This is a genomic window from Rhizobium sp. BK112 (assembly GCF_014193215.1).
Lineage (GTDB): Bacteria > Pseudomonadota > Alphaproteobacteria > Rhizobiales > Rhizobiaceae > Rhizobium > Rhizobium anhuiense.
Genome location: NZ_JACHYZ010000010.1, coordinates 271,646 through 297,234 on the forward strand (window position 1 = coordinate 271,646; position 25,589 = coordinate 297,234).

The 25,589-nt window shown below is 62.0% G+C and carries 19 protein-coding genes; 10 read left to right on the forward strand and 9 right to left on the reverse strand.

The genetic code is table 11. The annotated features are described in order from the left end of the window. Nucleotides 1-37: 37 nt before the first annotated feature. The 3 genes from FHT75_RS25820 to FHT75_RS25830 form a co-directional block, all read right to left on the reverse strand. Nucleotides 38-6,139: a translocation/assembly module TamB domain-containing protein gene (locus FHT75_RS25820; RefSeq protein ID WP_183845247.1), complete on the reverse strand. Its 6,102-nt coding sequence runs from the start codon at nucleotides 6,137-6,139 to the stop codon at nucleotides 38-40. Between the two features lie 66 nt (nucleotides 6,140-6,205). Further along, a complete protein-coding gene (locus FHT75_RS25825; RefSeq protein WP_176707316.1) occupies nucleotides 6,206-8,134 on the reverse strand; it encodes an autotransporter assembly complex protein TamA in 1,929 nt (642 codons plus the stop codon). Between the two features lie 169 nt (nucleotides 8,135-8,303). Beyond that, a complete protein-coding gene (locus FHT75_RS25830; protein WP_028756469.1) occupies nucleotides 8,304-8,561 on the reverse strand; it encodes a YMGG-like glycine zipper-containing protein in 258 nt (85 codons plus the stop codon). 326 nt (nucleotides 8,562-8,887) lie between these two features. Between FHT75_RS25830 and hemA the strand changes: the two genes are divergently transcribed. From hemA to FHT75_RS25865, 7 genes are all read left to right on the forward strand, one after another. Then, nucleotides 8,888-10,102 carry a 5-aminolevulinate synthase gene (hemA, locus tag FHT75_RS25835; RefSeq protein WP_132574534.1) on the forward strand — a complete coding sequence of 405 codons (1,215 nt, stop codon included), beginning with the start codon at nucleotides 8,888-8,890 and terminating at the stop codon, nucleotides 10,100-10,102. 363 nt (nucleotides 10,103-10,465) lie between these two features. Next, nucleotides 10,466-11,443, forward strand: coding sequence for a LacI family DNA-binding transcriptional regulator (locus FHT75_RS25840; RefSeq protein WP_063476270.1), 978 nt, complete (start codon nucleotides 10,466-10,468; stop codon nucleotides 11,441-11,443). Nucleotides 11,444-11,497: 54 nt separating this feature from the next. After that, complete coding sequence (locus tag FHT75_RS25845; RefSeq protein ID WP_063476271.1) at nucleotides 11,498-12,736, forward strand: ABC transporter substrate-binding protein; 1,239 nt, start codon at nucleotides 11,498-11,500, stop codon at nucleotides 12,734-12,736. Nucleotides 12,737-12,809: 73 nt separating this feature from the next. Beyond that, a complete protein-coding gene (locus FHT75_RS25850) occupies nucleotides 12,810-13,727 on the forward strand; it encodes a carbohydrate ABC transporter permease (RefSeq protein WP_063476272.1) in 918 nt (305 codons plus the stop codon). Further along, complete coding sequence (locus FHT75_RS25855; RefSeq protein ID WP_063476273.1) at nucleotides 13,724-14,587, forward strand: carbohydrate ABC transporter permease; 864 nt, start codon at nucleotides 13,724-13,726, stop codon at nucleotides 14,585-14,587. Before FHT75_RS25850 ends, FHT75_RS25855 begins: the two co-directional genes overlap by 4 nt. Before the next feature lie 19 nt (nucleotides 14,588-14,606). Further along, a complete protein-coding gene (locus tag FHT75_RS25860) occupies nucleotides 14,607-16,529 on the forward strand; it encodes a glycoside hydrolase family 127 protein (RefSeq protein ID WP_047615509.1) in 1,923 nt (640 codons plus the stop codon). A 23-nt stretch (nucleotides 16,530-16,552) separates the two neighbouring features. Then, entirely contained in the window at nucleotides 16,553-17,626 is a 1,074-nt protein-coding gene (locus FHT75_RS25865; RefSeq protein ID WP_174824527.1) for an ABC transporter ATP-binding protein, read from the forward strand. A gap of 54 nt (nucleotides 17,627-17,680) precedes the next feature. Here FHT75_RS25865 and dxr read toward each other — a convergent pair whose 3' ends face one another. Then, on the reverse strand, nucleotides 17,681-18,871 hold the full coding sequence (gene dxr / locus FHT75_RS25870; protein ID WP_063476274.1) for a 1-deoxy-D-xylulose-5-phosphate reductoisomerase: 1,191 nt from the start codon (nucleotides 18,869-18,871) through the stop codon (nucleotides 17,681-17,683). 381 nt (nucleotides 18,872-19,252) lie between these two features. Here dxr and FHT75_RS25875 point away from each other — a divergent pair, with 381 nt between their 5' ends. Both FHT75_RS25875 and FHT75_RS25880 read left to right on the forward strand, forming a co-directional pair. Continuing rightward, a complete protein-coding gene (locus FHT75_RS25875) occupies nucleotides 19,253-19,903 on the forward strand; it encodes a hypothetical protein (protein ID WP_063476275.1) in 651 nt (216 codons plus the stop codon). Nucleotides 19,904-19,965: 62 nt separating this feature from the next. Beyond that, nucleotides 19,966-20,268: a BON domain-containing protein gene (locus tag FHT75_RS25880; protein WP_028756459.1), complete on the forward strand. Its 303-nt coding sequence runs from the start codon at nucleotides 19,966-19,968 to the stop codon at nucleotides 20,266-20,268. An 80-nt stretch (nucleotides 20,269-20,348) separates the two neighbouring features. On the opposite strand, the gene FHT75_RS25885 is transcribed toward FHT75_RS25880, so the two are convergent. Both FHT75_RS25885 and FHT75_RS25890 read right to left on the reverse strand, forming a co-directional pair. Next, nucleotides 20,349-20,501, reverse strand: a complete 153-nt coding sequence (locus tag FHT75_RS25885) for a hypothetical protein (RefSeq protein ID WP_164736003.1) — start codon at nucleotides 20,499-20,501, stop codon at nucleotides 20,349-20,351. A 128-nt stretch (nucleotides 20,502-20,629) separates the two neighbouring features. Continuing rightward, a complete protein-coding gene (locus FHT75_RS25890; RefSeq protein ID WP_063476276.1) occupies nucleotides 20,630-20,872 on the reverse strand; it encodes a hypothetical protein in 243 nt (80 codons plus the stop codon). 160 nt (nucleotides 20,873-21,032) lie between these two features. Here FHT75_RS25890 and FHT75_RS25895 point away from each other — a divergent pair, with 160 nt between their 5' ends. Next, complete coding sequence (locus FHT75_RS25895; RefSeq protein WP_063476277.1) at nucleotides 21,033-21,551, forward strand: DUF2937 family protein; 519 nt, start codon at nucleotides 21,033-21,035, stop codon at nucleotides 21,549-21,551. A gap of 176 nt (nucleotides 21,552-21,727) precedes the next feature. Here FHT75_RS25895 and eat read toward each other — a convergent pair whose 3' ends face one another. The 3 genes from eat to FHT75_RS25910 are packed head-to-tail and all read right to left on the reverse strand — an operon-like array spanning nucleotide 21,728 to nucleotide 25,313. Further along, a complete protein-coding gene (eat, locus tag FHT75_RS25900) occupies nucleotides 21,728-23,092 on the reverse strand; it encodes an ethanolamine permease (RefSeq protein ID WP_063476278.1) in 1,365 nt (454 codons plus the stop codon). 29 nt (nucleotides 23,093-23,121) lie between these two features. Then, nucleotides 23,122-23,868: an ethanolamine ammonia-lyase subunit EutC gene (gene eutC / locus FHT75_RS25905; RefSeq protein WP_063476279.1), complete on the reverse strand. Its 747-nt coding sequence runs from the start codon at nucleotides 23,866-23,868 to the stop codon at nucleotides 23,122-23,124. Beyond that, complete coding sequence (locus FHT75_RS25910) at nucleotides 23,865-25,313, reverse strand: ethanolamine ammonia-lyase subunit EutB (protein WP_063476280.1); 1,449 nt, start codon at nucleotides 25,311-25,313, stop codon at nucleotides 23,865-23,867. The genes eutC and FHT75_RS25910 overlap by 4 nt, the downstream gene beginning before the upstream one ends. Between the last annotated feature and the right edge of the window lie 276 nt (nucleotides 25,314-25,589).

The window sequence follows — 25,589 nt, forward strand, 5'->3', positions numbered from 1 at the left end:
AACTGCCGCGCAGCAGCTTCAGGCGAGATGCGATGCATCAGTATTCCCGTTCATAGACGATGCCAGCTTCGCCTTCACCATTGCCGCCTGCTCCGCCGCGCAGCTTGACGCCGCGGCCGACATCGAGGTTGATCACCGCCTTGGCGCCGGCCGAACCACCCTGCTGCAATTCGAAATAGGTGCGGTCGTTGAGATAGCGGCCGACGCTGACGCTCGTCTGGCCCTTGGAATCGGTGCTGACGTCAAAGTCGTCAACGCCGAGTTGGTTGCGCAGGCCTTCGAAAAGCGAGGTGGAGCGGTTGCCGGCCAACTGGCTGACGGCGTCGGCGAGCTGGGCGATCTGCACGGGTGAGAGCTTCGACATCGACTGGCCGAAAATCAGCTGCGCGAGGACCTCGTCCTGCGGCAGCTGGGGCGAGGAAGAAAAGGTGATGGCGGGGTCGGTGGCGAGGCCGGCGACGTCGACGGTCAGCGTCGTGGTACCGGAGGTCGAGGTCGCTTCCATCTCGAGCGCCGGCGTCAGGTCGCCGGCAAAGGTGATCCGGCTCTTGTCGGAGAAATCCAGGCGGCGGTTGAGAATGGTCAGGCGGCCGCGGCGCATGGTGAAACCGCCGGTGACGACCGGTGCCGCCGCCGTCCCGCGAATGGTCACGCGGCCGCCGAGCTCGGCATCGATGCCGCGGCCGCGCACGAAGATATGCGATGGCGCGTCGATTTCGAGATCCAGTGTCATCACGGAGGATTTCTCACCGGGTTTGCGCTCGCCGTCATAACGCAGCTGCGCCAGCACCGCCAGCGGCGCGTTCTTATGCCGGATGTCGATTTCTCTGAGCGAGGTCGGCAATTTTTCCGGGACGGTGATCGAGGTCTTGTCCAGCCGAAGCTTGCCGCTCAGCGTCGCGTTTGCAATCGGCCCGCGTAGGCCGAGCGTGCCATTGACGGTCGAGACGACAAGGGTTCCATCGACATAGACCGCCTTATCGAGCTTAATCGAAATGTCGGCGGGAAAGCCGCCGGCCGGCTGGATGCCGATCGTGCCGCTGGCCGAAATCGTGCCGCCGCTGCCAAGGCTGCCGTTGAGGCGCGATATCACGGCCTGGCTGCCATTGAAGGTCACCGTTGCCGCAAGGTTGTTGACGGCCAGATTGCGCCGGACGTCGACGAGCTTTGCGCCATTGGTCGAGACAGTGCCGTTGATGACGGGTGCTGCGGCCGTTCCGCCGATCTGGAGATTGACGGTGGCGACGCCGTCAGCGACGAGACCCTGCTGCGCAAGCGGGGCGCCGAGCACGGCGAAAGGAAGATTGCCGTTGAAGCGCATGTCGATGGGGCGATTGCCTGTGATCGCAACACTGCCGCCGCCCTTCAGCGACATGCCGGCGTCACCTGCAAGGCTGGTCTCGACCGTCAGCTTGTTTCCGGCAAGTTTGCCGGATGCGTCGATGTTGAAGGGCGAAAGGCCGGCGCCCTTTGTCTGGCTCGTCGCTGCGTTCTTCCAGTCGACCTTGAAGTCGACGGAGGGCGAAGACAACGCACCGGTGGCCTTGACGGTCGCCGAGACCGCGCCCTCGGCTGCAAGGCCGGGAACAAAGCCGTTGGCGATGCCAGCCGGCAGATTGCTGGTGTTTGCCGTGACGTCGAGCGAGCGGATCGATGTGCCTTCGATGGCGAGATTGCCGGTGGCTTTCAGCGCAATGCCGCCGCTGCCGGTGAGGGCGGCATTGAAATCCAGCCTGTCACCGGCGTATTTTCCCGTCGCCGCCAGCGCAAGGCGGGAAATGCCGGCAGCCTTGGTGTGGCTGGTCGCGGCATCTTTCCACTCGAGCTTGAAATCGACGATCGGATTTGTCGGCGTTCCCGACGTCACGGCATTTGCCGAGAGCGTGCCTTCGGCACCAAGATCGGGAACGAAGGCATTTGCGATACTTGCCGGCAGCGCCGGGATATCGGCATTGATCGAAAGGTCCCTGATGGCCGTTCCCGCGATGGTGACGCCGCCCTTTGCCTTGGCCAGCACGCCGTCCTTGCCGGCGAGGTTGGCGTCGAAATCGACCCGGTCATTGGCGAATTTGCCGGATGCCGCAGCACTCAGTCCCGACAGGCCGCTGCTCCTGGTTTGGGCGGTGGCGGCATTCTTCCAGTCGAGCTTGAAATCGACGGCCGGTTTCGGCAGTGCTCCGGAGGCGGATGCCGTTCCCGAGACCGTGCCTTCGGCGGCTAGACCGGGGACGAAGCCGTTGGCGAGACCTGCAGGCAGGTTGGCAAGATCGGCCTTGACGTCGATGTTACGAACTGATGTGCCCGATATCGCGATATTGCCGGCGGCCTTGAGCGAGAGGCCGTCCTTGCCGGCGAGATTGGCATCGAAATCGAGGCGATCGTCGGCGAAGCGTCCGGATGTGGACAGCGCGAGGCCAGAGAGATGAGCGCTTCGGGTCTGACTGGTCGCAGCATCCGTCCAGTCGAGCTTGAAGTCGGCCTTCGGTGCGGCGGGTGTCCCGGCGGCGGACACAGTGCCGGAGATCGTTCCGCCGGCGGCCAGATCGGGAACGAAGGCATTTGCGAGACTGGCCGGAAGCTTGGCGACCTCGGCATCGACCTTGATGCTGTCGATCGCCGTACCGGCGAGTGCGACATTACCCATGGCCGTCAGTGAGAGGCCTTGATCGCCGCGGGCTGCCGCGTTGAAATCCAGCTTGTTTTCGGCAAATTTTCCCGACGCGGTCACGCCGAGCGCTGCAAGGCCGGCACGTTTCGTGTGGCTCGTCGCCGCGTCTTTCCAGTTGAGATCGAAATCGGCACTCGGGGCGGAAAGCGGGCCGCTGGCCGAGACCTTTCCCGAGATCGCCCCTTCGGCGGCGAGATCGGGGACGAAACCGTTTGCGATATTCGCCGGGACATTCGTCAGCGTGGCGTCGACTTTGACGTTGCCGATCGTCGTGCCGGCGATGGCGACATTGCCTGATGTTTTCAGCGAGAGGCTGTTGGCGCCTGATATCGCCGTGTCGAAATCGAGCTTGCTGTCGGCGTATTTTCCGGATGCCTTGACGGTCAGATCCGCAAGGCCGGCGCGCTTCGTCTGGCTCGTCGCAGCACTTTTCCAATCGAGATCGACATTGGCGGTTGGAGCAGCGAGGGAGCCCGACGCCGTCAATTTTCCTGTGATCGTGCCTTCGGCGGCGAGATCGGGAACGAAACCATTGGCGATGCGGGCAGGCAGGTTGAGGATATCGGCGTCGACCTCAAGCACCGGTGCCTTCGGGTCGGCGAGCGAGACATTGCCGGCGGCCTTGAGCGAGAGGCCGTCACCACTGCCGACCGTCGTGTCGAAATCGAGCTTGTTGTCGGCGAATTTGCCGCCGGCGGCAATACCGAGCGGCGCCAGGCCAGCGCCCTTGGTCTGGCCCGTCGTCGCATCCTTCCAGTCGAGCTTGAAGTCGGCGACGGGTGCTGCCGGCGTTCCCGTCACGGCAATCCTTCCGGAGATCGTGCCGCCGGCTGAGAGATTGGGCACGAAACCGTTGGCGAGCGCTGCCGGCAGTTGGTGGATGTCGGCATCGAGCTTCAGCGTTTCGCCGGCGGAGCCGGTGACGGTGACCGAGCCGGTTCCGGTCTTCAACGTCAGTCCGTTCAGGCTGGCGGCCCCGCTGGCGATTGTAACCTGCGTTGGTGCGGCAAGCTCGATCGGGATATTGCGGGGGCTTGCCGAGAACCGATCGAGGTTCAGGTGCATCGTGCCGCCCGCCGCCTCGATATTGCCGGTCGCCAGTACGGGATTGCCGTCATAGGCGGTATTGAGATCGAAATCTGTATGGTCTTGCTGCTTGGTGAACCCAAGCGAAAGGCCGGCAAGCTTGTTCGTTCCGGCACTCACCTCCTCGGCCTTGACCGTACCGCTTGCGGCCAGGGCGCTGAGATCGCTGACCGTGACATCGATCTCAGGCTTGACGATCGCAAGCGTATCACGGCGGATCGAGCCGCCTGTTGCGAGCAGCTTGAGCGCAATCCTGCCGCCATCGCTGCTGACGCCGAGCGAGCCTTTAAGGTCGCCTTCGGCCTTCTGCCCGCCGAGTGCGGCGAGCAGGCCGAGATTGGGAAAATCGAAGGTCAGGGCGCCTGTCGGCTCCAGCGCGGGCGAGAATTCCACATTGCCGGTCAACCGGTTGCCGCCGATATCGGCGGTCAGTGCCGGAATGCTCGTCTTGCCGTCCTTCGAACTGATGTCGCCGTTGATGCTGATCGGCTGGCCGTCGATCGTGCCGGTGGCGGCGATCTTGCCTTGCGGCGCCTTGGGATCGGCGAGGCCCGACAGGTCGATATTGAGGTTGCCGAGCCTGCGGTCGGCCATGTCAAGGCTGGTGGCCTTGAGATTGGCCGTCACCGAGACTGCCGGGAGCTCACCTCCTATTCTCAACGCATAACCCACCCCGCCGCTGGCGCCGGGGATGAGCTTGCCGACGTCAGGCAGCCGGCCGGAGAGATCGGCATTCAACATCTGGCCATCAAGCGCGACGTTGCCGGCCGCTTCCAGCGTTCCGGACTTGAGGACGAGATTGGACAGCGCGAATTTCGACGGGATGGTGCCGACCACCTGGCTTTCGAGCGAGATCGGTCCGTCGAACCTGGCTGTTGCCGCAGCCGGCAGGGCCGCCGGTTCGACGGTGAGCTTGAGGTTGCCGGTCAGCGCCTGGTCTGCCAGCCGATAGGAGCCGTTGAGGCTGCCGTTGATATTGGCGCTTTCGACGGTGGTGCCGTTGAAGCCGATGCCGGAGGGCGTGATCTGCAGCGGCGAGGCGATCGTGACCGGTCCTTGGACAGCGCGATTGAGGTTCGGCTCGGCAAAGCTCATGTCACCGGCAACGAGGCGCAGCTGGATGCTGCCAGAACGCGCGGCGAGATTGAAGGCGTCGCTCTTGGCTGTCAGTTTGACGTTGCCGATATCGGCCTGGGGCAGGGTTGCGGTGTCGAGCGAGCCGCTGACGTTGAGCCGGGCCGCCTGCGCATCGCCTGTCAGCGCGAGGTTGAGACCTGATATCAGGAAGCGCGCTTCGCCTTCGGCGAGCGGCCAGCGGAAATCGACAGGCCCCGAGGTGCCGAGCAGATTGGCGTTCAGGCTGTTGTTGCCGGCCGGATCGAGGGTGCCCGAGGCAGCGATGACGACGCTGCCGGTGGCGATATTGCCGGTCTGGATATCGATCTTGCCGTGGTTGTCGAAGGTGGTGGCAAGATCAATATTGGTCTGGCCGGCAAAAAGCGGCCGGAATGCCGATGGCAGCAGCGAGCTTAGGTCGCCGCCGCCCTTGAGGTCGAGGTGATGCAGTCCGTCTGCCGAGATCTGATGCCGGGCCTCGATTGCGGCGCGTTGCTGCCCGTCGAGGGCGGCCTGCACTTTGCCTTTCCAATCGGATATCGGCCCCTGGCCGTCGAGATCGATGTTGACCGCCGGGCTGTCCGGCAGGCCGAGAAAGCCCGCCAGCAGCCCGCCCTTCGGCTCGGAAAGCTGTGCCTTTAGCCGCAGCCGGTTTTCGGCCGGCGCATAGGCGATGTCGGCGGCAAGCCGCGCATCGGGGACCGCGTGACGGCTGACATTGACGATAGCCTCGCCGCCATCGCCGTTCGCCGAAAGGCTGCCTTCGGCGGCGAGCGCAAAGGCGCGCCCGGCAATGGGTGCGGCGAGTTTGATATTGGGCAGTGCGACGCGGTCGATATCGATCTTGATCGGCAGGCTGAATCCGCCGGAGGCTTCAGTTCGGGGCCGCGAGGGCAGGGTGCGCACCGGCTTGCGCAGCACGTCGATCGCTTCGATCTCGAAGCGTTTGGCGTGGAAGGTTCCGGTCAGCAGCGCCAGCGGATTCCAGTCGATTGCGATGCCATGAATTTCCGCAAAGACGCCCCGGGTGTCGGAGAGGGAGATCTCGGCAGCGCGAAGCCCGCCGGTCAGAAGACCTTGCGGTTCACGCACTTCGATCGTCATGTCGCGGTTGGAAAGCGTCGAGGCTATCCTTTCGGTGACGATGCGGGCGCCAAAACTGGTGAAGCCGAAGATCGCAAGGGCTGCGACAGCGAGAATCAAAGTGGCGCCCAGCGCATAGCCGGTGAGCCGCAGGATCCAGTTGACGATTTTTGCCAGCGTTTGCATCGGCGCGGACACTACCCCGTTTTCATGACGGCTCGCAGATCGGAAAACACGAGCGGATCGGCAATTCTAGAAGGATTGGCCGATGCCGGCGTAGATTCCGTAATCTGTGCCATCTTCGTACTTGTTCAGCGGCATGGCAAAATCAAGCCGCAGCGGGCCGAAAGGCGTTGCATATCGTATTCCGGCGCCGGCGCCGGCGCGGATATCGGAAAAACCCGGAAAGGTGCTGTCCGATACAGTACCGACATCGATGAAGGGCACGATGCCGATCGTATCGGTGATCTTGATGCGGGCCTCCAGCGAACCGGTCACATAGGAGCGGCCGCCGGTGGCATCGCCATTGTCGTTATAGGGCGAGATTTCCTGATAGCTGTATCCACGGACCGAGCCGCCGCCGCCGGCAAAGAAGCGCTGCGTGGCGGGAATGTCGCCGATGCTGTCGCCACCGATCAGGACGCCGGCGGCTACCTTGCCGGCCAGCACCAAGCCGTCGTCCTGGCCGAACGGCAGATAACCGGAGATCGAGCCTTGGAATGCCGCATAGGGCGTGGCGTTGAAGATTTCGTAGCCGGGCTTTGCCGAGAAGGTCGCGCGATAGCCCTCCGTCGGGTTGAACTTGTCGTCGCGTGCGTCGCGATCATATTGGATCGGCAGGGTGAAGGTCAGATAGTCGTTCTCGCCGAATGCGTCGTCGTCGCGCTCCCAGCTGAGCTCGCCGCTCGCCGAGACAGTGTCCTGGTCGGTCAACTCGTAGGACAGGCCGAGCGAGGCGGTGACGAGCGTCGCATTATAGGCATCCGGATTTTCGGTCTTGGCGACGATGCCGGCCTTCAGGGTGGCGGCGGGGAAGAAGGCGCCGGGTTTGGTGAAGAGGATGCCGGCGGAATAGTCGAGGCTGCCGACATCCGTCGTTTCGCCAAGCCGAGAGACCGCTCCCTCGATCCTCAGCGTTTCGGCTTCGCCGAACAGGTTGCGGTGGCCCCAATAGCCCTGAATGCCGAAGCCGTCGGTGGTGGAATATTGCGCGCCGACGCCGAAATAGCGCCTCTTGCCTTCGGAAACCTCGATCGTCATCGGCAGGGTGCCATCCGGCGCCAGCGCATCTCCTTCGTGGATGGTGACGCTCGAAAAGACGCCGAGGGCGCGAAGGCGCTCGCCGGCTTTCTTCAACGCTTCCGGGGAATAGGCTTCGCCCTTGTTCAGCCGGGAATAACGCTGGATGAAAGCTGGCTTGACGGTCTTCTCGCCGGTGACGCCGACATCGCCGATCGGGGCGACCGGACCACCTTCGGCGGCAAGGACGATATCGACGGTATCGCTTTTGTGGTCGGCGACCACCTTGCGTTCGGTCAGTTTGGCGAAGGGACGGCCTTCGCTCTTCAACTGTTCGACGATCTTGTCGCCGGCTCTGATGATGGCGAGCGAGCCGGCCTCGGCGCCCGGGGCGAGATCGTAATCGGCGGGATTATGGTTTGCGGCATCGCCGCCGAACTGGACCTCCCTGACCTTGAAAACCGGGCCGGGAGCAATGTCGACGGTGACGGGGATCGGCCCGGACCGGTCGAATGTCGGATTGGGCGGCAGGTCGTCGATGTTTCTGCCGTCGATGGTGATCGTTACCAGGCCGCCATAGCGGGCCTTTTCATACAAGGTGGCGATCAGCCGCTCACGGTCGTCGCGCGCCTTGACGACGATGCCGAGATCGCCGGACACCGGCAGTTTCTGGTCACTGAGGAGGCGGGAACTGTTTTCCAGCGCTTCTTTCAGGTCGGGATCGACGGTATCGGCTCTGAGGTCGACGTGGTAGCGCACCGGATCGGGCACCTGTTCACCTTCGTCTTCTTCCTTGCCGAAAATGGTGATGCCGAAAAGCTTGAAGGCATAAGCGTCGCCGATCAGGACCGGTGAGAACGCAGCTGCCGCTGCGACCACCATCATGGTGCCTGTTCGCCGATACGCAGTACCTGTTTTCGGGCCTGTCCCTCTGATCCGCATCCGCCGCTTTTGGTTATGCCTACAATGAAGCTTCGTTGCCCAGCCGTGAACAGCTTAGCGGCAAAATCGCGCGGCGTGTACCATTTTAAATTGCCAACGCGCTAATTTAGCACAAAAAATCCCGGACATGTGTCCGGGATTTTCCGAATTTGACGCTTTCCAAGCGCTCTCAGCGCGGGCAGCTATCGATGTAGCGGCGGCCGTAGCGGTCGCGATAGTAGCACTGGCCGGGCTGTTCGGCGACGCTGCCGATCAGGGCGCCGGACACGCCGCCGATGGCGGCGCCGACTGCCGCACCACGGACATCGCCGGTGACGACGCCGCCGATCACGGCACCGGATGCAGCGCCGATGCCGGCGCCCTGCTGTGTCGGTGTGCAGCTTGCGATCGACAGGCCGATCAATGCGAGTATGACAGCTTTCTTCATCTTTTCTCTCCGAGGTTGTTGCCCAACGGGCAAAGGCCGTCCCTTCTATTTTTTCGTCACGCTAGACCGAAAACTATGTCGGAAGAAAGGGTTGTCCATCCGATGTGCTGATTTTTTTGCGATGCGGCCGTCGTCACCTTTCGCATGGTTGGTAAACTCCGCTGCATTCTGCCGCATCAATTCCATTGATCTCGGCTCGCATATTTTTTATCTGGAATCATTCAAAAATCTGGGCCTTTTGCCGCAGTTGATGTTAAAGCAAAGGGTAAGCATTGACGCGCGGACGTCCGGTCATCAAGAACGTCCGCGTGATACTGGAGCATATGATGGATTTCGAAGCGTTTTTCAAAAACGAGCTGGACGGGCTTCATGCCGAGGGCCGTTACCGCGTTTTTGCCGATCTCGAACGTCACCGCGGCAACTTTCCGCGCGCGACCCGCCATACGGCCGATGGCGAGAAGGAAGTCACGGTCTGGTGCTCCAACGACTATCTCGGCATGGGCCAGAACCCGAAGGTGATCGAGGCGATGAAGAACGCCATCGACCACTGTGGCGCGGGTGCGGGAGGCACCCGGAATATTTCTGGCACCAACCACCATCACGTCATGCTCGAGCGTGAGCTTGCCGATCTGCACGGCAAGGAAGCGGCGCTGATCTTCACGTCGGGCTATGTGTCCAACTGGGCAGCGCTTGGCACGCTCGGTGCGAAGATCCCCGGCCTGATCATCTTCTCCGATGCGCTGAACCATGCCTCGATGATCGAGGGCATCCGCTACGCCAAATGCGACAAGGTGATCTGGAAGCACAATGACGTCGCCGACCTCGAAGCCAAGCTTGCGGCCGCCGATCCGAAGGCGCCGAAGCTGATCGCCTTCGAGAGCGTCTATTCGATGGACGGCGACATCGCCCCGATCAGGGAGATCTGCGACCTCGCCGACAAATATGGGGCGATGACCTATCTCGACGAAGTGCACGGGGTCGGCATGTACGGCCCGCGCGGCGGCGGCATTGCCGAGCGCGAAGGGCTGATGGACCGGCTGACCGTCATCGAGGGCACGCTCGGCAAGGCGTTCGGGGTGATGGGCGGTTATATCGCCGCGTCGACGGCCCTTTGCGATTTCATCCGCTCGTTCGCCTCCGGCTTCATCTTCACCACGGCGCTGCCGCCGGCGCTCGCCGCCGGCGCCGTCGCCTCGATCCAGCATCTGAAGGTCAGCCAGTTCGAGCGCGCCCGCCATCAGGACCGGGTCCGCAAGCTGAGAGCGCTGCTCGACCAGCGCGGCATTCCGCATATGCCCAATCCGAGCCATATCGTGCCGGTGCTGGTCGGCGATGCGGCCAAGTGCAAGTGGATCTCCGATCTGCTGCTCGACAATTGCGGCGTCTACGTCCAGCCGATCAACTACCCCACGGTGCCGAAGAAGACCGAGCGGCTGCGCATCACGCCGACGCCGCTGCATTCCGATGCCGATATCGCCCATCTGGTCGAGGCGCTGCATTCGCTCTGGTCGCGCTGTGCACTCGCAAGGCACGTAGCCTGATCTTTCGATGATCGTTCGGCCGTAACGCGGCGCCTCCATTGGAGGCGCTGACAGCGGCCTCTTTCGGCGATCATCAGGCGCAGCAACAAACCTGTCTTCGCAAGGACAGGGCGATCCAGCTCCATCGCATTTCCTCTAACCCTTACATCATCCGGCAATCCGGCCCCGCCGATGCGCGCCCGGTCTTGCTCGCGCCATCCCTATTATTCCGCCACTGCACTTGCTGACTGGACGCTCGGCGGGAATGGGAAAACCTTTTCTCACTTGACATGCGAGTTGGTAAAAGCTTTTCTCAGCTCACTTCAGAAGGAGGAAGGTCTGAACATATTGGGAGGAAAAGGGGGCAGGATTACCATCCACGAGGTGGCGGCGGCTGCCGCGGTGAGCATCTCGACGGCGTCGAAAGCGCTCAACGATACCGGCCGGATGGGGTCGGAAACGCGTGAACGGGTGAAGCGGATCGCAGCGGAAATCGGCTACCGGCCGAATGCGCTGGCAAGAGGTCTTCTCAGCAAGCGCAGTTTCACCGTCGGGCTGCTGACGAACGATACCTACGGCCGTTTCACGCTGCCTGTCATGGCGGGTATTTCGGACGCGCTCGTCGATCACGGCGTTTCGGTCTTCCTGTGCGCCATCGAAGACGATCCGGCCCTTGCGCAGATCCATGTCGATGCGATGTTGGACAAACAGGTCGACGGCATCATCGCGACGGGGAAGCGCCTGGATCGGCGCCTGCCCGTCGATCTGTCGAATTTGCATGTGCCTGTTGTCTACGCCTTCACGGAGGGGACGCAGAACAGCGTTACCTTCCGGTCGGACGACGAGCAGGGTGCGCGGCTGGCGGTGGAATGGCTCGTGAAGATCGGGCGGCGGCGGATTGCCCATATCACCGGGCCGGAGGACTTCTTCTCGGTGCGGGAACGCGCCGGCGCCTATCACGAGGTGGCCGGTCACCGCGAACCGGTGCTCTACGGCGTCTGGTCGGAAAGCTGGGGCCATGACGCGGTCGAACAGCTGTGGAAGAGGCCGGGAGAAAAACCGGATGCGCTCTTCTGCGGCAATGACCAGATCGCCCGCGGCGCTGTGGATGCGTTGCGCGAGCGCGGCGTCAAGGTGCCGCAGGACGTCTCGGTCATCGGCTTCGACAATTGGGAGATTGTCGCGGCCCAGACGCGGCCGCCGCTGACGACGGTGGACATGGAATTGAAGGAACTCGGACGGCAGGCCGGATTGACGGTGCTGGCGCTCGCGGAAGGACGGCCTGTCGAGCCGGGCGTGAGGAAATTGCCCTGCCGGCTGATCGTCCGGCAGTCATGCGGGAGCAAAGCTTCCACGGAATGAGAACAAGGGAATGAGCAAAGGCGCAGGGAGATGCGCCATATCGGGAGGAGTGTCATGATCAAGCGTTTATTGGTGGCGACCAGCATCGCTACCCTATGTCTGGTATCGGCCGCGTCGGCTGCCGAAAATGTCGAGATGTGGGTTCGCTCGGGGATCGGCGATGCCTTCAAGAAGGTCGTCGAAGCCTATAATTCCGGTCACGAGAACAAGGTCGTGATGACCGAGGTGCCGTTCTCCGAGTTGGTGCAGAAATATGCGACGGCGATCGCCGGCGGACAGGCGCCGGACGCCCTGTCGATGGATCTGATTTATAACCCTGCCTTTGCCGCGGCCGGCCAGCTGGAAGACCTGACGGACTGGGCGAAGTCGCTTCCCTATTTCAATTCGCTTTCGCCGTCGCATGTTCGCCTCGGCACCTATCAGGATCGGATCTACGGCCTGCCGCTTTCGGTCGAAACCTCGGTCTTTGCCTGGAACAAGGACCTCTACAAGAAGGCCGGTCTCGACCCGGAGAAAGCACCGGTGAATTGGGACGAAATCACCGCCAATGCCGAGAAGATCCGGGCGCTGGGTGACGATACCTACGGCTTCTATTTCTCCGGCGGCGGCTGCGGCGGCTGCATGATCTTCACCTTCACGCCGCTGGTCTGGGGCGCCGGCGTCGATATCCTGTCGGCCGACAGCAAGACGGCGACGCTGGATACGCCTCAGATGCGCAAGGCGGTCGATATCTACCGCAACATGGTCAAGAAGGACCTCGTGCCGGCGGGTGCTGCCAGCGACAACGGCGCCAACTTCCTGACCTTCACCAACGGCAAGATCGGACAGCAAAGCCTCGGCGCCTTTGCCATCGGCACGCTGGTGACCGAACATCCCGATATCAACTTCGGCGTGACCCTCATTCCCGGTGTCGACGGCAAGCCTTCGTCCTTTGCCGGCGGCGACAATTTCGTCATCACCAAGGGCACGAAGAAGATCGATGCGGTGAAGGAGTTCCTCGAATACGTCTATTCGATGGACGGCCAGAAGATCATGGCGAAATATGGCAGCCTGCCGACGCGCGGTGATATCGCCGACAAGGTGCTGGAGGGTCTCGACCCGCGCATGCAGGTTGGCCTGAAGGCGATCGCCGTCGCCAAGACGCCCTATACGCTGCAGTTCAACGATCTGATCAACAGCGCCAACGGGCCTTGGGCAAGCTTCACCAACGCCGCGATCTTCGGCGAGGACGTCGACGGCGCGTTTTCGAGCGCCCAGTCGGAAATGCAATCGATCATCGATAGCGGCCAATAACTCTCCCTCGGCCGCGGCCGGGGAGCGGTGGCAGCTTCCCGGCCAATTTCAATTGACAGATGCGGAGCGTTTGATGACCGGTTTCGGTTCGGAGATCCTGTTGCCTCGACGCAGACGACGGCGCAAATCGAACTGGCGCGGCCTCGTCTACATCGCGCCTGCTATGGCGCTGGTCATCGTCTTCTTCATCATGCCGGTTCTCTTCACTGGATGGATGAGCCTTCACAACTGGCCGCTGATGGGGGCGTCGCGCTGGATCGGCTTCAACAATTACGTTCGCATGGCCAACGACAGCCGCTTCATGACGGCGCTGAATTTCACGGCCTATTATACGGTGATCGTCACTGTCGCGATCTTCGCGATCGCCTTTCCGCTGGCGATCTTCGTCGAAAAGGAACGGCAGTTCGTCAGCGCCTACCGCACGATCATCTTCCTGCCCGTCGTGGTCGGCCTTGCCACGGCCTCGCTGCTTTGGGTCTGGCTTGCCAATGTCGATAGCGGCTTCATCGGTCCCGCCTTGAAGGCGCTCGGTCTTCTGGAAAAGAGCCCCAATCTTCTCGCGACCTTCGACACCGCCTTTCTGACGATCGTGGTGATGGTCGTCTGGAAGATCGCGGGCTTCACCATGATCATTCTTCTAACCGGGCTCCAGGCCATTCCGTCCGAGCTGACGGAGGCCGCCCGCATCGACGGCGCCGGCCGCTGGCAGCGGTTCAGGCATCTGACCTTGCCGCTGATGCGCAGGACGATCGCGCTGGCGCTGATCGTCTCCGTCACCGGTTCGATCCTCGCCTTCGACCAGTTCTACATCATGACCGCAGGCGGACCGCAGAACAAGATGATCTCGGTGGTCTACTACATCTTCAATCAGTCCTTCGTGTCGTTCAATCTCGGTTATGGCGCAGCACTCTCGATCGTGCTTCTCGCCATCCTGGTGGCGATCAGCATCGTGCAGCTCTGGCTGCTTCGCGTCGGGGAGGAGCGTCCATGACCACCTCAAAAGAGCGCCGCACGCGCAAGGCGATCCGGACGAAATCGGTCTATCACCTGACCGGCATCGCCATATCGATCTTCTTTCTCGCCCCTTTCGCGATCACGCTCTTGTCGTCCTTCCGACATGGCACGGAGGCCAGCCTGCCGCCCTTGCCGCCGTGGCCGACCTCCGGCGTCAGCATCGATTCCTATGCGCTGCTCGATACGTTCGGCGCCGGCATATGGCGGCACATGATCAATTCGCTGTTCGTTTCGGTCGCCACCGTGGTGCTCACCGTCGCCGTCAGCCTGCTCGCCGGCTACGGCTTCTCGCGCTACCGGTTCCCGATGAAGAATGCGCTCTTCGTGTTGATCATCGCGACGCTGATGATCCCGTTCCAATCGATCTTGACGCCGCTCTTCATCATCCTGGCAAAGCTCGGCCTCAACAATTCGCTGCTTGGGCTGACGCTCGTCTATGTGACGCTGCAACTGCCCTTCTCGGTCTTCATGATGCGCAACGCCTTCGACGCCGTGCCGAAGGAGATCGAAGAGGCGGCGCGCATCGACGGCGCGCGCGACCTCAGGCTCTTGGTCCGGGTTCTTCTGCCGCTGGTGCTTCCCGGTGTGGCGACGGTCGCGATCTTTGCTTTCCTCAACGCCTGGAACGAGTTTCTCGCGGCGCTCGTGCTGCTCTCCAGCAATGAGAAATACACCCTGCCGGTGCTGATGACGGCGGTTCGCGCCGGACGGCTCGGCGCCATCAACTGGGGAGCGGTCCAAGCCGGTGTCGTCGTCATGACGATCCCCTGCCTGATCGTCTTCCTGCTTTTGCAACGCTACTACATGCGCGGGCTGATGGCCGGCGCGGTGAAATGATTTGAGAGAAAGTGGAGCCATGACCAAAGCAAGCAACGATCGCCAGTTTCGTCCCGTCGCCGTTCCCGATGTCGAGCTCGGCGGCTTCTGGGGCAAATGGCAGGACGCCGTCTGCAATTCCACCGCCGAGACCCTGCTCGACCGCTGCGTCGAGGCCGGCATGCTCAAGGCGATCGATGTCAGCCAGCCGAGCCCCGGGGTCGTCATTCCCATTCAGCCTTGGGGCGGGACGACGCAGATGTTCTGGGATTCCGACCTCGGCAAGTCGATCGAGACCATCGCCTATTCGCTTTATCGCCGACCGAACCCGAAGCTCGAGGCGCGCGCCGACGAAATCATCGACATGTATGAGAAACTGCAGGACGAGGACGGTTATCTGAACGCCTGGTTCCAGCGCGTCGAACCGAACCGCCGCTGGACCAATCTGCGCGACCATCATGAGCTCTATTGCGCCGGCCATCTCATGGAAGCCGCGGTCGCCTATTACCAGGCGACCGGCAAACGCAAGCTGCTCGACATCATGTGCCGCTATGCCGATTACATGATCAAGATTTTTGGCCACGGCGAAGGCCAGATATCAGGCTATTGCGGCCATGAGGAAGTCGAGCTGGCACTGGTTAAGCTCGCCCGCGTGACCGGCGAGAAGAAATATCTCGACCTGTCGAAATATTTCATCGACGAACGCGGCACCGAGCCGCATTTCTTCACCGCCGAGGCAAGCCGCGACGGCCGCAATGTCTCCGAATACCACCAGAAGACCTATGAATATGCGCAGGCGCACCAGCCGGTGCGTGCGCAGACGAAGGTCGTCGGCCATGCGGTGCGCGCCATGTACCTCTATTCGGGCATGGCCGACATCGCCACCGAATACAAGGACGACAGCCTGACGGCGGCGCTGGAAACGCTCTGGGACGATCTGACCACCAAGCAGATGTACATTACCGGCGGCATCGGCCCGGCAGCCTCCAACGAAGGCTTCACCGACTATTACGACCTGCCCAATGCCACCGCCTATGCCGAGACCTGCGCTTCGGTCGGCCTGGTGTTCTGGGCAAGCCGAATGCTCGGCCGCGGTCCGGATCGGCGCTATGCCGATATCATGGAGCAGGCGCTTTACAACGGCGCGCTGCCGGGGCTTTCGACCGACGGCAAGACGTTCTTCTATGACAATCCGCTCGAAAGTGCCGGCAAGCACCACCGCTGGAAGTGGCACCATTGCCCCTGCTGCCCGCCCAACATTGCCCGGCTGGTGACCTCGATCGGCTCCTATATGTACGCCGTTGCCGACAACGAGATCGCCGTGCATCTCTATGGCGAGAGCACCGCGCGGCTGAAGCTTGCCAACGGCGCCAACGTGGAGCTCGAGCAGGTGACCAACTACCCGTGGGAGGGCGCGGTCGCCTTTACCACCCGGCTGGAGAGGCCGGCGCGCTTCGCGCTGTCGCTGCGCATCCCGGACTGGGCGGAGGGCGCCACCCTCAGCATCAACGGAACGATGCTCGATCTCAACGCCAATATGCAGGACGGATATATCAGGATCGATCGTGAATGGGCCGACGGCGATCGTGTCGCCCTCTACCTGCCGCTTTCGCTTCGCCCGCAATATGCCAATCCGAAGGTGCGTCAGGATGCCGGCCGGGTCGCATTGATGCGCGGCCCGCTCGTCTATTGCGTCGAAACCACAGACAATGGCGAAGACCTCAACGCCATCGTCCTGCCCCGCGAGCTTCCGGCCGCCGAAACCGTGGTGCTGAAGGATCTCAACGATGCCGTCGCCCTCGATCTCCAGGTAGAGCGCGAGGAAACATCGAATTGGGGAACGCCGCTCTACCGCAAAGCGCCGGCCGAAAGGCAGGTCGCCACCGCGCGTTTCGTGCCCTATCATCTTTGGGACAACCGCGCGCCCGGAGAGATGCTCGTCTGGGTCCAGTCGGACAAATAGGCCGTTTGGGGATGACGAAGGATATGGGTAACAAGAGCGTCGTGCTCCAGGACGTGCGAAAAAGCTATGGCAGTCTGCAGGTGGTTCACGGCATCGACCTGACGATCGCCGAGGGCGAATTCGTCGTCTTCGTCGGGCCGTCCGGCTGCGGAAAATCGACGCTTCTTCGCATGATCGCCGGCTTGGAAGACGTGACCGACGGGGAGGTCGAAATCAAGGGACGTGTTGTCACCGATCTCGATCCATCCGAGCGCGGCATCGCCATGGTCTTCCAGTCCTACGCGCTCTATCCGCATATGAGCGTGCGGGAGAATCTGGCCTTCGGCTTGAAGATGGCGCGCACGCAAGCCGCCGAGATAGAGACGCGTGTCAAGGCCGCGTCCGCGATCCTGAAGATCGATCATCTTCTCGACCGGCGGCCGGGACAGCTTTCCGGCGGTCAGCGGCAGCGCGTGGCGATCGGCCGTGCGATCGTGCGCAAGCCCGATGTCTTCCTGTTCGACGAACCGCTGTCCAATCTCGATGCGGAACTGCGCGTTTCGATGCGCATCGAGATCGCCCGCCTTCACCGCGAACTCGGCAACACGATGATCTATGTCACGCACGACCAGACCGAGGCGATGACGCTCGCCGACAAGATCGTCGTGCTGCGTGACGGCCGTGTCGAACAGGCCGGGACGCCCCGGGAAATCTACGAAAATCCCTCGAATACCTTCGTCGCGGGCTTCATCGGCTCGCCTCGAATGAACCTTTTGAACGCCCGCTGGGGTGAGGGCGGTCTGGTCGAAGTCGCAGGCCGGCGCATCGGCAGCGGCTTGCCGCCGGCAGACAGGCCGGTTGGCGCCGCGGTGACGCTCGGCCTGCGGCCGGAGCATCTGAAGGTGGCATCCGACCTTTCGGGCAGCCTGACGGCCAGGGTCGATTTTTCGGAGTATCTCGGCGGAACGCAATATCTCTATTGCCAGCTTGCCGATGGCCAGTCGCTCACCGTCGAGCATCGGTCACCGGTCAGCATCGCGGCGGGTGAGCAGGTGAGCCTGCTGTTCGAACCGTCGGATTGCAGATTGTTCGACGAGGGCGGCAACCGGTTGCGGTAATGGCGGCCGCCAGGGATAAGCGGGCGGCCTCTCGGCGAACGGCCCGTGGGCATTTCACACGGCGATCGCCGGTGTCATGAGCTCCGCCGCTCTCTGCCGGGCCTGCCTGTCGGCGGCGAAGACATCGTCCATGCCGGCAGCCGGCGGCAGGCCGGCGAGATCGTCCATGACCCTCTCGGTGATCTCGGCCATGGCAAGGAAGGGCAGCCGCCCCTCGATGAAGGCTTCAAGCGCCACTTCCTTGGCGCCGTTCAGCACCGCACCCTGAACGCCGCCGCGCGTCATCGCCAGGCGCGCCAGCCGCAACGCGGGAAACCGCACCTCATCCGGCGCCTCGAAATCCAGCCTGGCGAGCTTGGCGAAATCCAGCCGCTCGATCGGCAGGTTCGGCCGGCGCGGAAAGGACAGGGCATAACCGATGGCGGTGCGCATATCCGGTGCGCCGAGCTGCGCCAGCACCGACCCGTCCGTATAGCCGACCATGGAATGGATGATCGATTGCGGATGGAGGATGACTTCGATCTGTTCGGGCCTGAGACCGAAAAGGTGCCGGGCTTCGATCATCTCCAGCGCCTTGTTGAACATCGAGGCGCTGTCGATCGAGATCTTCAACCCCATCGACCAGTTCGGGTGGGCGCGCGCGCTTTCCACCGTCACATCGGCCATCTGCCGCAGCGAGGCGGTGCGGAAGGGACCACCCGACGCCGTCAGGATGACGCGCTCGACGGCGTGGCGCTGGGTTTCCTCCAGCACCTGGAAGATGGCATTGTGCTCGCTGTCGACAGGAAGCAGCCTGCCGCCGCCCTGGCGAACGGCTGCGATAAAGAGATCGCCCGCCGATACCAGGCATTCCTTGTTGGCAAGGGCGATATCGGCGCCGCGGCGCGCAGCCGCAAGCGTCGGCGCCAGGCCTGCGGTGCCGACGATTGCCGCCATCACCCAGTCGGCTTCGCGCTCAGCCGCTTCCATCAGGCCGGATCTTCCCGAGGCGACGGCGATGCCGCTGCCGGAAAGTTCGCTTTTCAGTGATTCGTAGTGCCGGTCGTTCGCCGTTACCGCCAGCCGCGCGCCGGATGATTTCGCCTGCCGGGCCAGCAATTCTATATTGCCGTTGCCGGTCAGCACGGAGATTTCGAAATTCTCCCGTCCGCCCAGGTGCTCGACGACATTGAGTGTATTCTGGCCGATCGAACCCGTCGAACCGAAGATGCTGAGGCGCCGCGGCGCGCTTTTGCCGGTCATCATGTGAAATTTCGCGAAAATTTCTCTCGTAGGCTCAGGCTCTACTAGGGTTTGGAAGGGGCGGCAAGTGTGCGGTGCAGCAGATTTCAGCCCGTAAGGGGTTTACAGAGCCGCAGGTAGATGTGATCCTTCTAACATTGCTGGCGGAATCGCGATTCCGCTGCGGCCGGTCACGGTCGCATGGCAATTCGGGGCGCTGCGGCGTCCATCGAAGAACTGGCACGCGTGCCGCCGGCCTTTTCGGCCAACATTAAATCGAGGATGAAACCGGGATGGACGGCTTGCCGTGATCCCCCATCGCGTTCGGCTGCGAGCGCTTCATGTCCGCTGTTGGGTCGGTTTCGGCACGGCGGCCCTGTGTTAGGTCAAAACGTTCTTAACTTGATGACGACATTCAAAATAGCATGCATTCTTTTCGCCATCCTGCTCTCGCTCACCGTTGCAGCGAGAGCTGATGATCTGGTGATCTGGTCGCCGGCCAAGCTTTCGGACCGGTCCTACAAGGCGACCTTGGGTTTTCGCCTGCCGGCGGAATGGGAAACGAGCGCCGGCGCCGACATAGCCCTTGCCTCGACCAAAGGCGGGGCGCCGCTGCCCGATTCCGAACAGGCAATGCTCTGGGGCAGGATCGTAAAGACGGCCGTCACGCCAGCGGGCCAATCGCAGCAGGGCGCGAAGGTCAGTGTCGATACGCTGCGCGGCAGCGGTGCGCTGACGCTGAGCCGCTCGCGCAGCTGGATCCTGTCCGATTCGCTCGATATGCAATCGAGCCGTTCCATCAGCGTTCAATTTGATGCGGTCGATATCAGGCAGGCCTCGGTGACGGCATCGCAGGCGCTGAAACTGATCCATCCCTGGACGGGAACGTCGCTTTCGGCGGGCACAGGCGTCAGCAATGCCAGCGGCGACTTCTCGAGCACGGTGGCGGTCAACCAGGCCATCCTGCCGAACCTCAATCTCGATGCCTCGGTGAGCAACCCGTTTTCGGGAGGTGAGACCGGCAGCATCAATCTCCGCTATCGCGTGCAGTGGTAGCGGCGCTGAAACCAACTCCGTCGAACGGCGTTTGCTAAGCAGGTTTCACGGAGGAATGGATCATGGTTTTCAAGGAGCAGACATTTCACGGGCTCGAGCCCGAGATGGAAGCGGAAATCGCCAATCGTGCATCTGTTGAGGCGGATGTCGCCAATGCGCTGGCGATTGCCGGCGGGATCGATGCGTCTGATGTCGAGGTGACGATGGAAAACGACCACATCGTGCTCACCGGCACTGTCGGCACGGTCGGCGAGATCGAACGGGCAACCGTGGTCGCCAAGGCGGTCGAGGGCGTGCATTCGGTGCAGAACCGAATCCTGCTTGGCGGCCCGCTTGGTGGATTGTCACTTGACGGCACGCATTAAACCGAAAGCTCGCTCCGGGGCCAAACATCCCGGACGAGGACTATCTCCACGTCGTCACCGGTAGGGCCGCGCTCAGCTGGTCAACCGGCGAAGCGTTCGACGAGGAAGGACGAGCCGGCCAGACGATCCGTCTTCTGCATGGCGCCCGACCCCTGCGGCTGGTAGGCGATGGCCAGCAGCACGGCGCTGACGGCGACATAGGCGATGGCCAAAAGAATCATCTTGATACGCATGATGAACACTCCCGTTTCGCAATAAACGCGGCTGATATTGCGAAAGTTCCTCATCTGCGAGATCGAGGCGAGATCAGATGAAAAGCCCGGCTGGGAAGATCAGCCGGGCTTTCCTGCAGGAACTTGCCTTATCGGCAGATTCGGGTTTCCTTGACGACCGTGTGGCCGTGACGGCGGATTTTTTCCGTCTTGGTGAAGCAATCCTGGGAGACGTGGCGCGGCCTCATGTGATGGCGGTAATAGGGCCGTTCCGCATCGCGGTAAGTGGGACGCGCGTCGTCCGTGGTGATGGTTACACTTGCCGCCTGGGACGGCATTGCGGAAAAGATAGATGCTGCGGCGAGCGTGCAGGCAAGGATAATCTGTTTCATGACAAGTCTCTCTTTCTGAGTTGGTCATTCTGGGTTGGTCAGGGCATCAACTCGCCGGAAGCGCCGTCGGTTCAATCACATAGCGTTACCGATTGTGTCGAAGGCAGAAACCTTTACGGCCGCTGATCGTTAGCGCAGGGGACAGCCGGAGGCATCGATCATGGGTCCGATTGCAAGAATCATCGCTATTGTCGCCGGGCTTGCCGGCGGCACGGTGTTTTCGCAGGCGCCGGAATTTGCGCAGCAATACCGCCAGCGGATCGGCGGAGCGATCGACGAATTGCGCGTCATCGTCGAGGATTTCAATGCCCAGGCGGCCGAACACCATCTCGATCGCCAGCAAGCGCTGAACGCCTATGCGCAATCGTCCGATGATTTCCTGCGCGACCGCGGCGTCTCGATGCGCAGCACGATCACGCGCTACGAAACGCTGCTGTCGCAGCAGCTCCACCTCGGTACCGCCGCACCCGTCGCCAAGCCCTTCGTGCTGCTGGGCAATGCCGATGACGTCGTCTTCGCCAATACCTGGCGTGATTTCGTGCCCGGCGTGCCGGTCAGTTTTGCCGGGCTTGTCTGGGGCGCGATCGGTTTTATCGGTGGCTGGATCGTGGCGGCGCTGCTGGGATTAGGCGCGCGGCAGGCGGTGAGGACGCGGCGGGTCCATCGTGAGGTGCGGTAACCAACGACGGCGAAGCGGCTTGGCGCGAGCTTGTCTCGAGGAGGAAATTAAGAATTTTGCGAGCGGGCTGGGCTTTGCGCTCGAATTCCCCCGCCAAACGTCGGCGGGGGATCGTTGATATCGATCGGAACAGGTTCGTCCAATTGCCGGCTTGATGATCGGGCCGGAGAACCTTGTTACGCGGAAGCGGCCGCTTCCTTGGCGACGCCGCCGGACAGCAAGCGCCAGATACCGAACGCCACCACGCCCATGGCAAGGAAGATCAAAAAGATCAGGAAGTTGTAGTAGATCATCGCCGCCAGCGCGACGAGCGCAAGCCCAAGGGCAATGGCCGGGACAACGGGATAGCCCCATGCCTTGAACGGTCGGGCAAGCTCCGGCTCGGTCCGACGAAGTTTGAACAGCGATGCCATGGAGACGATGTACATGATGATCGCGCCAAACACCGACATCGTGACGATATTGGCAGTCAGCGGCAAGCCGCCGATCTGGATCAGGTTGTCGGAGAAGATCGCCGCAATGCCGACAACGCCGCCTGCGAGGATAGCAAGGTAGGGCGTGCGGAATTTCGGATGGATCTTGGCGAGAACTTCCGGCAGGTAGCCGGCGCGACCCAGCGCGAAAATCTGCCTGGAATAGCCCATGATGATGCCATGGAACGATGCGATCAGGCCGAACAGGCCGATCCAGACGAGCATGTGCAGCCAGCCGGAGGATTCGCCGACGACAGCCTTCATCGCTTGCGGCAACGGATCGTTGATGTTGGACAGCATACGCCAGTCGCCAACGCCTCCCGCGAAGATCATCGTGCCGAAAGCAAGGAATACGAGGGTGAGAATCCCTGCGATATAGGCGATCGGCACGGTGCGGGTGGGGTTCTTGGTTTCCTCGGCAGCCATGGCCGCGCCTTCGATCGCCAGGAAGAACCAGATGGCGAACGGAATGGCGGCAAAGATGCCTCCAATGGCACCGACCGAGAATTCAGGAGCGCCAGCCCAGCCATTGGCCGCAAAGTTGGCGACGGAGAAGCCGGGCAGAACGACGCCCATAAACACCAGGAGTTCGATAATGGCGAGGATGGTAATGAAGAGCTCGAATGTCGCGGCGATGGTGACGCCGACGATATTGAGCGCCATGAAGATGATATAGGCGCCGACGGCCGCAAGTTTCGGATCGAGCCCCGGGAACTGCACATTGAGATAGGCGCCGATCGCAAGCGCGATGGCCGGAGGGGCGAAGACGAATTCCACCAGTGTTGCAAAACCCGCAACGAAGCCGCCGAGCGGGCCGAAGGCCCTGAGCGCATAGGCAAACGGCCCACCGGCATGCGGAATAGCCGTCGTCAACTCCGTGAAGGAGAAAATGAAGGTGGTGTACATGACGGCGATCAGAATCGTGGTGATCAAGAAGCCGAGTGTACCGGCCGCCGCCCAGCCATAGCTCCAGCCGAAATATTCGCCGGAGATGACGAGGCCGACTGCAAGTCCCCATAAGTGCAGCCCGGTCAGGCTCTTGGCGAGCGTCGGTTGAGAATTTGACATGATTGTTCCCCTGTTTTGTAGATTGAACTTTATGCTTCTTGGTGTGGCAGCGCTTCTATGGCGCCTTCGGCATTTTCCTTGAGATCGACACCGGTCAGTTGCAGTCGCAGCGCCTCCCGGACGATCCAAACGATCTTGTCGGCCGCGACCTCGTAGCTGAGCCCGTCGGCATGGATATTGGAAATACAGTTGCGCTCGCTGTCACGCCGTCCCGATTGCGGTCGGAACGTGATGTAGGCGCCGAGGCTATCAGGCACGCTTAGTCCCGGCCTCTCGCCGATCAGCACGATGGCAACTTCCGCGCCAAACGCCGCCGCTGCCTCATCGCCAAATGCCACCCGGGCCTGCTCGCCCAATATCACCGGGGCGACGCTGAAGGCCCCGAGACGCTTCATGCATGCGTTAAACAGCGGCACCGCGTGGTGCTCGACCGCCGAGGCCGAAAGTCCGTCGGCAATGATGAAGGCGATCTCATAACGATCGCCTGGGCTCGGGAGATCGGCTGCGTTGGTCTGACGGCCGAGATCCGGGCGTGCCAGATAGATCGTCCGGTCTTTGGCGCGAGACCGAATCCGGATCGTCGGCACGGGAGCAAGCTGCTTGGCAAGGGCGACAAAATCCACTTGCCCATGCACGGCATCCCGCGCCCGGGCATGGGCAAGCTGGAAGTCGAGAATTGCCGATGTCGGCAAGGCGTCGCCTGCTCTTCCAAGCCCAATGCGGGCGCGTGTGGCGTTGCGGAACCGCGCAAACGGATCTCGTTCGAAGGGAGTCATGCGGATGCCCTGTAGCTCAAGAGATTGCGGGAGAAGGCGCCCGAGGCGCTGGCAGGCGCAAGACGACCCGTGTGATCAAGCATGCCCATGCGATGAAGCCAGGCTTCGAACTCCGGAGCCGGCGGACGATTGAACTGGTGCCTGAGGCCGACAATATCGTGGTAGGAAAGGCTCTGATAATTGAGCATGACGTCGTCGGCGCCGGGCACGGCGATCAGAAAGCTGACACCCGCGACAGTCAGCAACACCATCAGATTGTCCATATCGTCCTGGTCGGCTTCCGCATGGTTCGTGTAGCAAACGTCGACCCCCATCGGCACGCCAAGCAGTTTGCCGCAGAAATGGTCTTCGAGCCCGGCGCGGATAATTTGCTTGGCGTCGAAAAGATATTCGGGGCCAATGAAGCCGACCACGGTATTGACGAGCAACGGATCGAGCTCACGTGCAACGGCATAGGCCCGCGCCTCCACCGTCTGTTCGTCCACGCCATGATGGGCGTCGGCCGAGAGGGCGCTGCCCTGGCCGGTCTCCAGATACATGACATTGTTGCCGACCGTGCCGCGCTTCATGGAAAGTGCCGCCTGCTGGCCTTCCCTCAGGAGGGCGAGGTCGATGCCGAAACCCTTATTGGCGGCTTCCGAGCCGGCGATTGACTGGAACACCAGATCGAGCGGCGCTCCAGCCTCGATCGCCTTGATTGACGTGGTGACATGGGTCAACACGCAGGATTGGGTCGGGATATCGAACTGTTCGCGCAGCCGGTCGAAAAGAACCATCAATCTTGTGCATGCCTCGAGATTGTCGGTAGCCGGGTTGATGCCGATCACCGCATCGCCGATCCCATAAAGAAGTCCGTCGAGCGTCGAGCCGGCGACACCTTCAGGATCATCGGTGGGATGATTGGGCTGAAGACGGCTCGACAGCCGGCCGGGCAGACCGATCGTGGAACGAAAGGCCGTGACCACCCTGCATTTGCCGGCGACGGTGATCAGATCATGGTTGCGCATGATCTTGGAGACCGCCGCGACCATCTCGGGGGTGAGGCCCGGTGCAATGGCAAGCAGTCTTTCGGCGGTCGCGTCATAGGAGAGAAGCCAATCGCGAAACTCGCCGACCGTCATATGAGATATCGGCGCGAATGCCGTCCAATCATGGCGGTCGACGATCAGTCGGCTGACCTCGTCGATCTCGTATGGGATGACGAGATCCTCCAGGAAGGTTTTGAGAGGCATATCCGCAAGCAGATAGCGGGCGGCCACCCGCCGCTCGTTGCTTGACGCGGCGATCCCGGCCAGCACGTCACCTGATTTCAATGGCGAAGCGCAAGCCAATACCGATTTCAGATCCTGAAAGACATGGCGTTCGCGTCCTAGAACGATCGAATATGTTGTCATCTGCTCCTGGCCGTCGATCAGCCTATTCTCGATGTCCGGGAACTCGTCCACCTTCCGATTGTGGGCATTCGCGGGCTTCCGCCGAGTATGCTCGGCACTACGCCAAACAACGCAAGAAGCGTGCCATTCTTTACGGGCTGGGATGCCAAGGCAGCCGTGCCAAGGACTTCGCATGGCTGACCATCAGGGCCGACGCTGCGCGCGGTTATTGCAGAGACTGTTTTCAGTTTAGGACGGCTAATTCGCTAGCGTGGTTGTATCCACTTTGCGATAGCATGCTCCGATGTGCGCAGATTTGCGACCGGCTCAACACTGATTGCGAATATA

Coding starts and splice junctions, on each gene's coding strand:
- FHT75_RS25820 (WP_183845247.1), bottom strand. CDS start 6,139: ATGCAAACGCTGGCAAAAATCGTCAACTGGATCCTGCGGCTCACCGGC.
- FHT75_RS25825 (WP_176707316.1), bottom strand. CDS start 8,134: ATGCGGATCAGAGGGACAGGCCCGAAAACAGGTACTGCGTATCGGCGA.
- FHT75_RS25830 (WP_028756469.1), bottom strand. CDS start 8,561: ATGAAGAAAGCTGTCATACTCGCATTGATCGGCCTGTCGATCGCAAGC.
- hemA (WP_132574534.1), top strand. CDS start 8,888: ATGGATTTCGAAGCGTTTTTCAAAAACGAGCTGGACGGGCTTCATGCC.
- FHT75_RS25845 (WP_063476271.1), top strand. CDS start 11,498: ATGATCAAGCGTTTATTGGTGGCGACCAGCATCGCTACCCTATGTCTG.
- FHT75_RS25850 (WP_063476272.1), top strand. CDS start 12,810: ATGACCGGTTTCGGTTCGGAGATCCTGTTGCCTCGACGCAGACGACGG.
- FHT75_RS25855 (WP_063476273.1), top strand. CDS start 13,724: ATGACCACCTCAAAAGAGCGCCGCACGCGCAAGGCGATCCGGACGAAA.
- FHT75_RS25860 (WP_047615509.1), top strand. CDS start 14,607: ATGACCAAAGCAAGCAACGATCGCCAGTTTCGTCCCGTCGCCGTTCCC.
- FHT75_RS25865 (WP_174824527.1), top strand. CDS start 16,553: ATGGGTAACAAGAGCGTCGTGCTCCAGGACGTGCGAAAAAGCTATGGC.
- dxr (WP_063476274.1), bottom strand. CDS start 18,871: ATGATGACCGGCAAAAGCGCGCCGCGGCGCCTCAGCATCTTCGGTTCG.
- FHT75_RS25875 (WP_063476275.1), top strand. CDS start 19,253: ATGACGACATTCAAAATAGCATGCATTCTTTTCGCCATCCTGCTCTCG.
- FHT75_RS25880 (WP_028756459.1), top strand. CDS start 19,966: ATGGTTTTCAAGGAGCAGACATTTCACGGGCTCGAGCCCGAGATGGAA.
- FHT75_RS25885 (WP_164736003.1), bottom strand. CDS start 20,501: ATGCGTATCAAGATGATTCTTTTGGCCATCGCCTATGTCGCCGTCAGC.
- FHT75_RS25890 (WP_063476276.1), bottom strand. CDS start 20,872: ATGAAACAGATTATCCTTGCCTGCACGCTCGCCGCAGCATCTATCTTT.
- FHT75_RS25895 (WP_063476277.1), top strand. CDS start 21,033: ATGGGTCCGATTGCAAGAATCATCGCTATTGTCGCCGGGCTTGCCGGC.
- eat (WP_063476278.1), bottom strand. CDS start 23,092: ATGTCAAATTCTCAACCGACGCTCGCCAAGAGCCTGACCGGGCTGCAC.
- eutC (WP_063476279.1), bottom strand. CDS start 23,868: ATGACTCCCTTCGAACGAGATCCGTTTGCGCGGTTCCGCAACGCCACA.